11 protein-coding genes are annotated in these 12,701 nt (G+C 61.3%); 2 read left to right on the top strand and 9 right to left on the bottom strand.

The window, feature by feature from the left end; all coding sequences use genetic code 11:
* Window positions 1-30: 30 nt before the first annotated feature.
* From IB144_RS19030 to IB144_RS19010, 5 genes are read right to left on the bottom strand one after another with little or no spacing between them, the layout of a single operon-like run.
* Window positions 31-972 carry a sugar kinase gene (locus IB144_RS19030; protein WP_004147553.1) on the bottom strand — a complete coding sequence of 314 codons (942 nt, stop codon included), beginning with the start codon at window positions 970-972 and terminating at the stop codon, window positions 31-33.
* An 11-nt stretch (window positions 973-983) separates the two neighbouring features.
* On the bottom strand, window positions 984-1,988 hold the full coding sequence (locus tag IB144_RS19025; protein ID WP_004223619.1) for an ABC transporter permease: 1,005 nt from the start codon (window positions 1,986-1,988) through the stop codon (window positions 984-986).
* On the bottom strand, window positions 1,985-2,974 hold the full coding sequence (locus tag IB144_RS19020) for an ABC transporter permease (protein WP_012068441.1): 990 nt from the start codon (window positions 2,972-2,974) through the stop codon (window positions 1,985-1,987). The genes IB144_RS19025 and IB144_RS19020 overlap by 4 nt, the downstream gene beginning before the upstream one ends.
* A complete protein-coding gene (locus tag IB144_RS19015) occupies window positions 2,971-4,473 on the bottom strand; it encodes a sugar ABC transporter ATP-binding protein (protein WP_009485203.1) in 1,503 nt (500 codons plus the stop codon). Before IB144_RS19015 ends, IB144_RS19020 begins: the two co-directional genes overlap by 4 nt.
* A gap of 44 nt (window positions 4,474-4,517) precedes the next feature.
* Window positions 4,518-5,498, bottom strand: coding sequence for a sugar ABC transporter substrate-binding protein (locus IB144_RS19010; RefSeq protein ID WP_002894353.1), 981 nt, complete (start codon window positions 5,496-5,498; stop codon window positions 4,518-4,520).
* A 408-nt stretch (window positions 5,499-5,906) separates the two neighbouring features.
* Between IB144_RS19010 and IB144_RS19005 the strand changes: the two genes are divergently transcribed.
* Window positions 5,907-8,216, top strand: coding sequence for a molybdopterin-dependent oxidoreductase (locus IB144_RS19005; RefSeq protein WP_064114699.1), 2,310 nt, complete (start codon window positions 5,907-5,909; stop codon window positions 8,214-8,216).
* 107 nt (window positions 8,217-8,323) lie between these two features.
* Here the strand turns inward: IB144_RS19005 and IB144_RS19000 are convergent, their stop codons facing one another.
* Together IB144_RS19000 and mtnC are read right to left on the bottom strand one after the other, a co-directional pair.
* Complete coding sequence (locus IB144_RS19000; RefSeq protein WP_002894357.1) at window positions 8,324-8,866, bottom strand: 1,2-dihydroxy-3-keto-5-methylthiopentene dioxygenase; 543 nt, start codon at window positions 8,864-8,866, stop codon at window positions 8,324-8,326.
* A complete protein-coding gene (mtnC, locus tag IB144_RS18995; protein ID WP_004179015.1) occupies window positions 8,863-9,552 on the bottom strand; it encodes an acireductone synthase in 690 nt (229 codons plus the stop codon). The genes IB144_RS19000 and mtnC overlap by 4 nt, the downstream gene beginning before the upstream one ends.
* A 141-nt stretch (window positions 9,553-9,693) precedes the next feature.
* Here mtnC and IB144_RS18990 point away from each other — a divergent pair, with 141 nt between their 5' ends.
* Entirely contained in the window at window positions 9,694-10,839 is a 1,146-nt protein-coding gene (locus tag IB144_RS18990; RefSeq protein WP_020802207.1) for a pyridoxal phosphate-dependent aminotransferase, read from the top strand.
* Here IB144_RS18990 and IB144_RS18985 read toward each other — a convergent pair whose 3' ends face one another.
* Both IB144_RS18985 and IB144_RS18980 read right to left on the bottom strand, forming a co-directional pair.
* Entirely contained in the window at window positions 10,840-11,466 is a 627-nt protein-coding gene (locus IB144_RS18985; protein ID WP_004151651.1) for a ParB/RepB/Spo0J family partition protein, read from the bottom strand.
* Window positions 11,451-12,674: a DUF3440 domain-containing protein gene (locus IB144_RS18980; RefSeq protein ID WP_002894369.1), complete on the bottom strand. Its 1,224-nt coding sequence runs from the start codon at window positions 12,672-12,674 to the stop codon at window positions 11,451-11,453. The genes IB144_RS18985 and IB144_RS18980 overlap by 16 nt, the downstream gene beginning before the upstream one ends.
* Window positions 12,675-12,701 lie beyond the last annotated feature (27 nt).

Here is a 12,701-nt window from a genome sequence, read left to right as displayed (position 1 = left end):
GCCGCGTTCTGCAGCGGCGCGGGTCCATCGTCAGGGGCGATGGGCCGCCATAAAAGCCTGGGTCTGTTCCCAGTCCACTACCCCGGCATCCGATCCCATCCCGGTCGCCACCAGCGCGGCCACCGCCGAGGCGACGTCACACGCTGCTTTCACGCTGAGTCCGCGCGCCAGTGCGGCAATAAACCCGCCGCAGTAGCTGTCGCCGCAGCCGGTGGTATCCACCGCCTCGACCGGCCACGGCGCAATATGCTGCGGCCCGCCATCGCGGCCGATAAGCCAGGAGCCGTTCTCGCCGTCTTTCAGAATGCAGGTGCCCACGCCGAGCGCCAGGAAGAAGCGGCCGATGGCCTCCGGCTGCGTCTCTCCGGAGAGAAAGGCGGCTTCCTCCAGCGAAGGCATGAAATAATCCACCGACGGCAACAGGGGCCGCAGTAGTTCGAGGGTCTCTTCATTCGGGGCGATAAGGTCAAAGCTGGTGGTGACTCCGCGCGCTTTGGCCGCCTGCAACAGCCGCGCGCTCTGTCCCTGGTCCATTGCCGCCAGCAGCCCGGTCCCGCCGTGATGCAGGAAACGACAGTCAAGGACGGCGTCAAATTCCGCTTCACTGACAAACAGGGCGTCAGACGCGCCCCGGCAGTGCAGGGCCGGACGTTCGCCGTTGGGGCGAATCGGCAGGATCGTCGCCGAGGTCTCCTTCAGCGCGGTGCGCTGGATAAGCGAGCAGTCGATGCCCAGCCGGGCATAGCTGGCGAGGATAAAGTCGGCCTTTTCATCTTCGCCCAGGCAGGCCACCGCTGCGGTGCGGATCCCGAGCTTCGCGGCGTTGATATTAGCCCCGGCGGCGGTGCCGGCGGGGTTGAGACGAATTTGCTCAATAAAGGCGACGCCGCCGCGCGGCGGGATCGCCACCACCGGGCGCCCGGCGATATCCAGAATAGTCAGGCCGACAAATACGGCGTCAAAGGTTGCCATCGTTCTCCCGTTTAGCGATGCGTTTGGCGCAGGCGCGCCTGCCAGAAGGATAGGGCGAGGGCCACCACCAGAATCACGCCGACCAGCGCGTCCTTCACCAGATAATTGAGCCCCATCAGGTTCAGGCCGTTATCAATAATGGCAAGGAACAGCACGCCGCCGAGGGTGCCGAGGATGCTGACCCGGCCCAGACGGGTAAAGGCAGTGCCGATAAATACTGCCGCAATGGCGTCCATCAGGTAAGACTGCCCGGCCAGCGGGGTAAACTGCCGCAGGTTGGCGGAGAGGATCACCCCGCCGACGGCGCAGAGCGCCGAGGCGGCCACCAGCACGCCGAGCATGGTCAGGCGATCGCGGATCCCGGCGATACGCGCCGCTTCGCTGTTCTGACCGATGGCGCGGACATATTTGCCCCACAGGGTGCGCTCGGTAACCAGCCAGGCCGCCAGCCACAGCGCCAGCACGATCGCTACCGGCGTGGGGATCCCGCCAAGGTTGCCCACCGCCAGGTCGTGATACTCCGGAGCCATCCGCCGATAGGCTATCGCGCCGCCGCCGTCGGTATAGATGCGCTCGGCGCTGCTGGCGATAAACCAGGTGCCGAGCGTGGCGAGGAAAGGACGGATCCGGCAGATGAGGATCAGAAAGGCATTGAGCAGGCCAATCAGCACCCCGCCAAGCAGGGCGCAGCCCACCGCGGCCTGCCACGGCAGATGCCAGGTTTTCAGGGCGACGAGGGCGAAGGCGGCGCCGAAATCGAGCGCGACGCCCACCGACAGATCAATCGCCCCGGCGCTGACGATCAGGGTCATCGCCATCGCCACAATCAGCAGGATCGCGCTGCCCTGCAGCAGGTTGGCCCAGTTATCCACGGTTAAAAATACCGGATTCGCCCAGCCAAACAGGGCGATGGCCAGCAGGATGATGACGCCAAATCCGGCCCGCGACAGCCAGGCCAGCGGGCTGCTGGCCGTCTGTTCCGCCGACGCAGAGGTTTTCAGGGTGATTTGACTCATGCCTCGCCTCCTTTGTGTCTGACCGCCGAGGCCGCCAGCACCACCAGGATCAGGCCGCCTTTAATGGCGCCCATCCAGAAGATATTGACCCCCAGCAGGCCGAGCCCGTTAGAGAGGGCGTTGACCAGGATTGCCCCCAGCAGCGCGCCCCAGATGGTGACCACCCGACGGCGCGAGAAGGCGGCGCCGATAAAGGTCGCCAGCACGGTCTCCAGCAGCAGCGGCGTGGCCGTCCCGCTGGAGCTGCCGGAGCCCTGGCTGAGCAGCGGCAGAATAGCCAGCCCGGCGGCAATGCCCGCTAACAGCCAGACCAGCAGGGTCAAGCGGCGCACGTTCAGGCCGCTCATCTGCGCCATATCGCGATTGCCGCCCACCGCCTGCACATGCTGGCCGAAGCGGGAGTGGTGGAGCAGGAACTGGAACAGGATAAACACCCCCAGCAGGTAGACCAGCGGCCAGGGCAGGTCCAGCACGCTGTTGTCGCGAAAGGCGACCATCAGCGGATCGCTGACCGCGATGCGTCGCTGGCCGGTCAACAGATCTGTCAGGCCGGTAAACGCCACCGAGGTCGAGAGGGTGGCCAGCAGCGGCGGCAGGCCGGCCGCCAGCACCAGCAAGCCGTTGATCGCCCCGCACAGCAGGCAAACCGCCGCCAGCAGCGCCAGCAGCAGGAGATACGGCGTGTGCCATTCGGCCAGCCCGAGGCTGAGCAGCGCGACGCCGAGCACCGCCGTCGCCGGCAGGGAGAGGTCGATGCCGCCGGAGACCACGTCATCTCCGCCCACGGCGATAACGCAGACCAGGCCGAAACAAAGGATTGCCAGCGGAACGCTCTGGACCAGCATCAGGCTGATATTTTGCCAGCTGAGAAAGTAGGGCGACTGTACGCTCAGCCATACCAGCAGCGCCAGAAACAGGATCAGGGGAAATTTTTCAATCAGCGTCGCTAGGCCCGGACGGCCGCGACGCTGGATAGCAGTACTCATGGTGAAGGCTCCTGTCCGCCGTTGATCGCCACCAGCAGGGCGTCCAGCGTTAGCCCGCGGGTGGGCAGATTGGCCGCCAGCGCGCCGCGCCAGAGGACCAGGATCCGGTCGCATAGTCCGAGCAGTTCGGGGGCGTCGCTGGAGGAGACCAGCACCGCCCGTCCTTGATCGGCCAGCTGGCGCGTACGTTGATAAATATCCCGGCGGGCGCCGATATCGACCCCCAGGGTGGGTTCATCGAGAATAAACAGCCGGGCATCGGTCCCCAGCCAGCGGGCGAGGATCGCTTTTTGCTGATTACCGCCGCTCATGTAGCGTACCGGCAGCCCCGGGCGTCCCGGGCGGATCGCCAGCTGTTCTATCCAGTCGCGCGCTTTCTGCTCGGCGATACCCCGCCGCTCCCAGCCAAAGGTGGCGGTCTCCGGCAGCGAGGCGAGATTAATATTGTCGGCGGTAGTGAAGGGCAGGATCAGCCCCTGATGGCGGCGGTCGCGCGGCACCAGCGCCATGCCGGCGCGGATCGCCTGCTTTGGCGTACGAATGCGCCGCGGCCGGCCCTCGAGGTGGATGGTGCCGCGTTCCGCCGGGCGTAAGCCGTAGAGTAAGTCGACCAGCACATCGCGTCCGGCGCCCAGCAGGCCGGCGACGCCGACGATTTCGCCCGGCTGAATATCAAAAGAAAGCTCCTGCAGCTGCCGCCCGTCGCTCAGCTGGCGCACCGAGAGCAGCGGGATCGCCCCATTGTCTGCCGCCGGGCGCTGGCGCGGAGTATACAGCTGGTCGATTTCCCGGCCGACCATCATGGCGATCAGCGCCTCGGTATTCTGCAGCAGGTCGCGGTCCGGGTAACCGACCACTTCCCCGTTGCGCAGTACGGTGCCGCGGTCGCAGAGGGTGGCTATCTCATTGAGGTAGTGGGAAATATACAGAATGGCAATGCCCTGGTCGCGCAGGCGCAGGATAGCGGAGGAGACCAGACTGGCCTCCTGCGCCTCCAGGGGGGCGGTGGGCTCGTCGAACACCACCAGCCGCGCCGCGCCGTCGATCAGCGCGCGGGCAATCTGCACCAGCTTGCGCTCGGCCAGGCTCAGGTCGCGCACCAGCCGTTCGGGGTCGATCGCCAGCTGCCAGTTTTGCTGGAAAAATTGCGCCGTGGCGGCCTTCATCCGTCGGCGATCCAGCGCCCCCCAGCGGGTGCGATACTCCTGGCCCAGAAACACCGATTCCGCGACGGTAAAGTGCGGGATCAGGTTCAACTCCTGGTGGATAACGCGGATGCCGGCGGCTTCGATGGCTGCCGGATTGCCGAGGGGCAGCGGGTGACCGTCGAGGGTGGCGCTGCCGCTGTCGGCCTGATAGACACCGGCGAGGATCTTGATCAGCGTCGATTTACCGGCGCCGTTCTCGCCAATCAGGCCATGAATCTCCCCCGGATTGAGGCGCAGGGTAACCGCATTAAGCGCGGTGACGCTGGCAAAACGTTTACCGATCTGCTCCATGACCAGACCAGCGGCGGGGCGTTCCCCGCCTGGATGTTGATTAATCACTGCAGCTCGCCGTATCCCAACTGTTTATACACCGCTTTCGCTTCCTGCGGACCTTTCACCGGAACCACCGGAATAAAGGTTTGCACCGGTAGTTTCTGGCCGGCAAAGTAGCGGGCCACATTGTCAGCCGAGGTCTGGCCGATCAGATGCGGCTGCTGCGCGACGTTAGCCACGAACGGGCTGCCGGGCTCCGCCATGATCTCCAGGGTCTCCGGACCGGCGTCGATGGCCGTCACTTTCACGTCTTTATCGCGACCGGTCTCTTCCAGCGCCTGGACGATGCCGATGGCCGGTTGATCCCAGCAGGCGACATGGATGGCGTCCAGTTTGCCTTTCGGATACTGGCTGAGTAATTCGAGGGTTTTCTTGCGCGCGTCTTCCGGCGAGTTGGCGAACTGTTCCGCGAGCTCGGGCTGGATAATATGAATATCCGGATAATCCTTAAGGACATATTTCCACTGATCGTAGCGAATTCCGCAAATACGCAGCGCACTGGAGAACGCGTTAAATACGGCGACGTTGCCTTTGCCGCCTAATTCATCCGCCATGTAGCGGCCGATGGTTGAGCCTAAGGTGTAGTTATCGGAGGTGGTATTGTTGACCGAATATTGAGAAACATGATCTACGGTAAATACCGGGATACCGGCATCACGCAATGCTTTAAATTTTGGTTCGACGGCGCTATCGCCGAGAATACTAATTACCGCGTCCACCTTGCGTGACAGTAAAATATCGTGGTTATTGGCATGCACCTGATTATCGCGGCCGCCATCGACGCCAATGACTTTGCCCCCCAGTTTCTCCACCTCCTCTGTCGCGCCTTTAAAGGCCTCGCGATCCCAGAAATGCTGAGTGCCGACCACGGCAACGCCAATGGTTTTTCCCTGTAAGGAGAGGGCGTCTGCGGCAGCGACGCTCAGCGAGGCAAGGGAAAGCAGTCCCAGCGCGGCAGGCAATAATTTTCTTTTCTGCGACATTGTTATTATGATCCTGTGATGAAGGTGGTTGCGGACCGGTAGCATGACAAGAAGCACCTCGCCACCTCAAATACAAAATAAGTCTAAGTTATGCCAGGAATGTTATATCGCAGAAACGTCAGAGAAAAAGTTTATTTTGTCATGAGGAACCTGAAAATATTTCATGATGGCGGATAGACCTTTTTATTTTGTGGTTTTATTTTTGACTTATTCCGTGTTTATTTAGCGGATAAAGACAATTTTCTTAATATTGTGAGTGCATGGGAAATACGGCGTCTACAGAGAAAAAAAGAAGATTGCGCGGGCTAAAGCTTTTTTTAGCAGAGCAATGTCTGGCCGGGTAAGGATTATTACCCTATTTCCCCGCTTTATTGTAATGAACCTTAAGCTGAGAAGAACGCGGGCGCTATGAAGAAACAGCATAATTATACGGTGATGCACTGGGGAACCTGGCAGGTGGAGAGCAGTGAGGGCGAGATCGTGGCGGTTAAGCCGGTGCCCTGGGATAAAAATCCCTCACGCATCGGCCAGTCGCTTCCCGACGCGGTGACCAGCCAAACGCGCATTCGCCGTCCGGCGGTGCGCGCCGGCTATCTCCAGCACGGGCCGGCGTCACGAGAAGGGCGAGGTAAAGAGCCCTTTGTCGAAGTCAGCTGGGAGGTGGCCCTGGACCTGCTGGCGCGCGAGCTGCGCTCGGTCAAGGCGCGCTGCGGCAATGAGGCGATCTACGGCGGCTCCTACGGCTGGGCCAGCGCTGGACGCTTTCACCATGCGCAGAGCCAGCTGCACCGGTTTCTCAAGGGCTTTGGCGGGTACACCGCCAGCACCAATACCTATAGCAGCGCCGCGGGCGAGCGTATTCTGCCGCATATTCTCGGGCCGCTGAGCCCGCTGCACCGACAGCATACCCATTTTTCCGAGCTGGCCCGGGAGTGTCAGCTGTTTGTCGCCATTGGTGGTCTGCCGCTGCGCAATGCCCAGGTCAACGGCGGCGGCGCCAATGACCATATGCTCCAGTACTGGCTGGATAAGATGCAGGCCAACGGCACGCGGTTTATCAATATCAGTCCGGTGCGCAATGACCTCAGCGCGGTGCCCGACGCCGAGTGGCTGGCCATTAGGCCGGGCACCGATACCGCACTGCTGCTGGCCCTGAGCTATGTGCTGATCGCTGAGTCTCTCTACGACCAGGCGTTTGTTGCCAGCCATACCGTCGGGTTTGCCCCCTATCGCGCTTATCTGTTGGGCGAGCACGATGGCGTGGCGAAAACCCCAGCGTGGGCGGCGGCGATTACCGGCCTGGACGCCCAGCGCATCGCCGATCTGGCGCGGGAGATGGCCCGCCACCGGACGATGGTGAATATCTCCTGGTCTATCCAGCGCGCCCGTCAAGGGGAGCAGGCCTACTGGGCGACGGTGGCCCTGACTGCGCTGCTGGGACAGCTCGGCACCCCGGGCGGCGGCCTCGGGTTTGGCTACGCCTGCACCAACCTGGCGGGCGCGGTGCGAAAAGCGTTTTCCGGCCCGCGCTTACCCGCCGGAGAGAATGCGGTGGACAGCGTTATCCCGGTGGCGCGGCTGTCCGATATGCTGCTGCACCCGGGAGAAACCTATGAGTTCGACGGTCAGCAGCGGCGCTATCCCGATATCCGTTTTGTCTACTGGGCGGGAGGCAATGCGTTTCATCATCATCAGGACATCAACCGACTGTGCGAGGCCTGGCGCCGCCCGGAGACGGTGGTGGTGCATGAGCAGTACTGGACCGCGCAAGCCAAATTCTCCGATATCGTTCTGCCGGCCACCACCTCGCTGGAGCGAGAGGATATCGGCAGCGGCGGTCACGACGGGTTTATGATCGCCATGAGCGCGCAGATCCCGCCGGTGGGCGAAGCGCGTGACGATTACGCCATTTTCTGCGATCTCGCCGGGCGGCTGGGCTTCGGGGAAGCGTTCAGCGAAGGGCGGGACGCCGGGCAGTGGCTACGTCATCTCTATGAGGAGTCAAGACCGCGGGCGCAGGAGGAGGGTATTGCGCTGCCCTCGTTCGATGACTTCTGGCAGCAAGGGGTGCTGGAATACTGCGCGCCGGAGCGGCCGCAAATTTTTCTCGCCGATTTTCGCGCCGATCCGCAGCGCTATCCGCTCTCCACCCCCTCCGGCAAAATTGAACTCTTTTCCGCCACCGTCGCCGGGTTTGGCTATCGCGAATGCCCTGGCCATCCGTGGTGGGATGAACAGGAGGCCGCCCGCCAGCGGCAGGAGGCGGCGCGCTGGCCGCTTCATCTGCTCTCCAGCCAGCCGCGCGCCCGCCTGCACAGTCAGTACGACCACGGCAGCGTCAGCCGGGCGACGAAAGTTCAGGGACGCGAGCCGCTGTGGATGCATCCGAGCGATGCGCAGGGAAGGGATATCCGCGAAGGCAGCGTGGTGAAAGTCTATAACGACCGCGGGGCGATTCTGGCGGGGGTGCACCTGAGCGAGCAGATTTTGCCCGGCGTGGTACAGATGTCCACCGGCGCCTGGTATGACCCGCTGGATCCGAAGGAAGAACGGTCGCTCGATAAGCACGGTAATCCCAACGTGTTAACCGAGGATCGCGGCAGTTCGCGCCTGGGGCAAGGCTGTAGCGCCCAGAGCTGTTGGGTGGAGATCGCCCCGTGGCGTGATGAACTGCCGCCGATCACCGCCTTTGATCCGCCGAGGTTTATTGAGGTTTAGGCGTTGGCGCTCGCCGGCGGCGGGGCGGGTAGTCCGGAGGAGGCGCGGTATGCACCGCCTCCGGCAAAGTGCGCGCCTGGCGGTTTTAGACTGACGACAGTTTGACGTTACGCCAGCCGCGGGTAGGCGCTGGCGATATCGTCGCCGGTAAACTGAGCGATCCAGCCTTCCGGGTTATCAAAAATGCGAATGGCGGTGAAGTTCGGTTCTGATCCCATATCAAACCAGTGCGGAGTGTGGGCGGGAACCGAAATCAGATCGTTCTTTTCGCACAGCACCTGGAACACCTCGTCGCCAATGTGCAGGCAAAACAGGCCAGCGCCCTCGACAAAAAACCGGACCTCGTCTTCGCCATGGGTGTGCTCGTTCAGGAACTTTTCCCGCAGCGCCTCTTTTTGCGGGTTATCGGCGCGCAGGCTGATGACGTCCCAGCTCTGGTAGCCCTTTTCGGCGACCAGTTTATCAATCGCATGCTGATAGGCGGCAATCACCGTTTCCGGGCTGGGATTTGCGCCGAGGTCGCGGTCGGCCTGCCAGCGCTCGAAGCGGACGCCTTTGGCGTTAAGTTGATCCTGAATCGCTTTGGCGTCGGTGCTGTGCCAGACCGGCGTTTGCGGATCGGTCACGGAAAAAAGAGTTAATGCGCTCATGCTGGGATCTGCTCCGGATGAATATCGTCAAAACGCTGAACCTGAGGGTGATGGCTTGCCGGGTCGCGGTCGCCGCGAACCAGCTGCACAGTGCGCAAACCCGCGGCCTCGGCGGCATCAAGTTCCTGATGGATATCCGACAGGAACAGGATGGTGCCAGGGGCATGGCCCAGGTGTTCAGCAATGTTACGGTAGGACTGCACCTCACGTTTGGCGCCTACCAGGGTATCGAAATAGCCCGTGAACAGATGAGTAATATCACCTTCATCGCTGTAGCCAAATAACAATTTCTGCGCAGCCACCGAGCCTGAGGAATATACATACAGATCAATACCCTGCGCTTTCCATTGCTCCAGCGCCGGCAGTACGTCCGGGTAGAGATGGCCGGTAAAGTCGCCGTTGAGATAGCCGTCGCGCCAGATGATCCCCTGCAGCGCCTTCAGCGCCGTGGATTTACGGTCTTCATCCATAAAGGCGAAGAGGGTAGTGATAAGGTCGGCGGTGCTGGCGGCGGGGGCGTCTGTTTCGCGGCGTAGGTTGTCGAGAATGGTTTTAACCGGTTCAGCGTGCTGCTGAGCGGTCACAAAGCCGGCCAGTCGTTCGCGGGCGTAGGGGAACAGCACGTTATGCACGAAGCGGATATCGCTGGTGGTGCCTTCTATGTCGGTCACGATGGCGCGGATCATGGTTTCTCCAGAGTGGGCGTAGCGTGGAATAACAATAGCATTTAGACGTCTAAGCGTCTTGATTGCTAAATATTAACATCGTGTTATAGTGGCTTCAACAACAGCATTACAATCGGTATAAAAAGAATGAACAATAACCCCTTGATTCCAGAGAGTAAACTTCCTGCGCTCGGCACCACGATTTTTACCCAGATGAGCGCCCTGGCCCAGCAGCATCAGGCCATAAACCTGTCCCAGGGCTTTCCCGATTTTGACGGCCCGCGCTATCTGCAGGAGCGTCTGGCGTACCACGTGGCGCAGGGGGCGAATCAGTACGCCCCGATGACCGGCGTGCCGGCGCTGCGCGAGGCGATCGCCGGGAAGACGGCGGAGCTGTATGGTTACCAGCCCGACGTTAACAGCGAGATCACGGTCACCGCCGGCGCGACGGAGGCCCTGTATGCGGCGATCACCGCCCTGGTGCGCCGCGGCGACGAGGTGATCTGTTTCGATCCCAGCTATGACAGCTACGCCCCCGCGGTGGCGCTGGCCGGCGGCGAGTTACGTCGTATTGCGCTGCAGCCGCCGCATTTTCGCGTCGACTGGCGGCAATTTGCCGCCGCCCTGAGCGAGAAAACCCGGCTGGTGATCCTCAACACCCCGCACAACCCTTCGGCCACCGTCTGGCAGCGCGAGGATTTTGCCGCCCTGTGGCAGGCGATCGCCGAACGCGAGATCTATGTCCTGAGCGATGAAGTCTATGAGCATATCTGCTTTGCTGAGGGCGGCCACGCCAGCGTACTGGCGCATCCACAGCTGCGCGAGCGGGCGGTGGCGGTCTCTTCGTTTGGCAAAACCTTTCATATGACCGGCTGGAAGGTCGGCTACTGCGTGGCCCCGGCGGCCATCAGCGCCGAACTGCGCAAGGTGCACCAGTATCTGACCTTCTCGGTGAATACCCCGGCGCAGCTGGCGATCGCCGACATGCTGCGCGAAGCGCCGGAGCATTATCGTGAGCTGCCGGCGTTTTATCGGGAACGTCGCGATCTGTTTATTGAAGCGCTGCGCCCAAGCCGGCTGGAAATCCTGCCCTGTGAAGGGACCTATTTCCTGCTGGCGGACTACAGCGCCATCTCCGATCTTGACGATGTCAGCTTCTGCCGCTGGTTGACCACTGAGATCGGCGTGGCGGCGATCCCGCTCTCCGTCTTCTGCGCCGATCCGTTCCCGCACAAGCTGATCCGCTTGTGCTTCGCCAAACAGCCGGCGACTCTGCTGGCTGCGGCGGCGCGTTTGTGCCAGCTGTAGTTACTTAATCGTCCACGCCTGGGAGAACTGGCGGCCGGCGAACATCTCTGTCAGGCCGCTAATTTGCTTCAGACGCAGCACTTCATCGGCATCCATCCCCAGCTCTTTGCCGATTTTCTGCGGCGTCCAGCCGAGCTGGGTCAGCTCGCGGACGATCTCTGACATGGCGTGGATTTGGTGGCGACCGCGCGCCCGGTTATGGCGTATGGTCGCTGCCATCAGCCCGTCACGCGAGGCAGCTTCACTCGTCAGGCAGGTCACCGGCAAATAGCCTTTCAGCGTTTTTTTCAGCGCGGCTTTGCTGCAGGCCAGCTCATGGCGGTGAAAACCATCGACAATCGTATACGCCTGTGGGCGTTGCTGGATGACGACGACCGGCTGGGTAAAGCCGTCGGCCTCCAGCGACGTTTGCAGCAGACGCTTCTCCGGCGGCGCCACGTTATTCGGGTTGTAATCGTTGGGGGCGACCAGCTCCTGTTTGACCCACAGCACGCAGTCGACGGGCTGCGAGCGGAAGGGGCTGTAGTGGTGGAGCACCTGGCGAAACGCGTTGATAGCCTCAATGCGCGCCTCGTCATCCAGCTTTTGCAGGTAAGCTTCCAGCGCCTGCGTCAGTTGTTGTTGCATAATATCCCCCATTGTTGGCGATGTTTTTCCATGCGTTTACGGTAGCGCTGATAGTGGCTGCTTTTGGTTGGGCTAAACGAAAGCTGACGGCACCAGTAATCGTTATTGAGCAGTACTTTGCAGACTCGCCGCCAGGATGGGATATCTTTGGTGCCAATGTCCGCAGGTTGGGTATCCGGAATATCCTCCATACCTTTTTTCTGGTACCAGCGCAGGTAGACGGCGATTTTATTGCGGTAGTGCTCGGCGGTGGTTTCCGGCATGCTGTCGAGCAGGAATAGGGCGTAGCTTTTCCACGTCAGGTGGTCGGGCTTGTCGATTTTCCGATGACCGTAGAACTGGTTATCATGCCCGGCATAGACCCCGCCGCTGTGCGCGCCGCTCACTCGCTGGCACATCGCGGCCCAGCGCTCAGGTTCCAGCACGTGATACAGCCACAGCCCCTGGCGCTGCTCGGGACCAAACGGTTCGCAAATGCGCATATAGCGCAGCGGCACCCCGGCCTGATACATCAGATCGTACAACGGGTTATAGGGCTCGCCGCTTTTGGCAAACCAGGTCCAGATATCGGCGGTTTTCCAGTCATAGAGCGGGTAGATGTACCAGGCATGGCCGCCCGGCGCTGAAGTGGTCCATGGTTTATCGTCGGCGAAGCGCTGTTTACGCTGTGAAGAAATCGTCATAAAGCGATTTAGCGATTCGTCGGCGCGAATGCCCACCAGCACGGCGGCGGGACGACGCTGCGAAAACCACTCGGCGAAGTGGCTGACGAAGGCTTCAAAGCTCATTCCGGGTTGATAAAATGAAAAATAGCCCGGGTGGGTAATGGCCCAGGGCGGCGGCTGGCGTACCCACTCGGTTCCGGGCTCCCAGCATTGCCATTGCGGCTTATACTGCGTCAGGGCATTTTGGGTGGTGAGCGGCAGGGCGACCCAGTAAAAGGTTTCGATGACATCCGCATACAGCGCACGCAGTTTTTCACAGTGGGCGATGGTGCAGGAGAACTGCGCTTCCCAGTCAATAAACAACACGCAGATTTTTTTCCCCTGTAACCGCGCCGCCTGGGCGGTTAAATGCAGCATAACGGTGGAGTCTTTTCCCCCGGAAAAAGAGACACAGATGCGCGAAAAATTATCCATGACCCACTGGATCCGCTGCTCAGTTGCTTGCAGCACCGATTCCGGTAAGGGATATTTAATAAACGACATGACCATTAATCCTTTAATAGTAGAAAA

It is taken from the genome of Klebsiella sp. K4 (genome assembly GCF_014596785.2).
Classification (GTDB): Bacteria; Pseudomonadota; Gammaproteobacteria; order Enterobacterales; family Enterobacteriaceae; genus Klebsiella; species Klebsiella pneumoniae.
The sequence above is the reverse complement of the archived record's forward strand: the minus strand, read 5'-3'. Positions and strand labels throughout refer to the sequence as shown.

Excerpts from the sequence above, each read along its gene's own strand:
- IB144_RS19025 (WP_004223619.1), bottom strand. The coding sequence starts at position 1,988 with ATGAGTCAAATCACCCTGAAAACCTCTGCGTCGGCGGAACAGACGGCC.
- mtnC (WP_004179015.1), bottom strand. The coding sequence starts at position 9,552 with ATGATCCGCGCCATCGTGACCGACATAGAAGGCACCACCAGCGATATC.
- IB144_RS19015 (WP_009485203.1), bottom strand. The coding sequence starts at position 4,473 with ATGGAGCAGATCGGTAAACGTTTTGCCAGCGTCACCGCGCTTAATGCG.
- IB144_RS19010 (WP_002894353.1), bottom strand. The coding sequence starts at position 5,498 with ATGTCGCAGAAAAGAAAATTATTGCCTGCCGCGCTGGGACTGCTTTCC.
- IB144_RS19005 (WP_064114699.1), top strand. The coding sequence starts at position 5,907 with ATGAAGAAACAGCATAATTATACGGTGATGCACTGGGGAACCTGGCAG.
- IB144_RS18980 (WP_002894369.1), bottom strand. The coding sequence starts at position 12,674 with ATGTCGTTTATTAAATATCCCTTACCGGAATCGGTGCTGCAAGCAACT.
- IB144_RS18985 (WP_004151651.1), bottom strand. The coding sequence starts at position 11,466 with ATGCAACAACAACTGACGCAGGCGCTGGAAGCTTACCTGCAAAAGCTG.
- IB144_RS19020 (WP_012068441.1), bottom strand. The coding sequence starts at position 2,974 with ATGAGTACTGCTATCCAGCGTCGCGGCCGTCCGGGCCTAGCGACGCTG.
- IB144_RS19000 (WP_002894357.1), bottom strand. The coding sequence starts at position 8,866 with ATGAGCGCATTAACTCTTTTTTCCGTGACCGATCCGCAAACGCCGGTC.
- IB144_RS19030 (WP_004147553.1), bottom strand. The coding sequence starts at position 972 with ATGGCAACCTTTGACGCCGTATTTGTCGGCCTGACTATTCTGGATATC.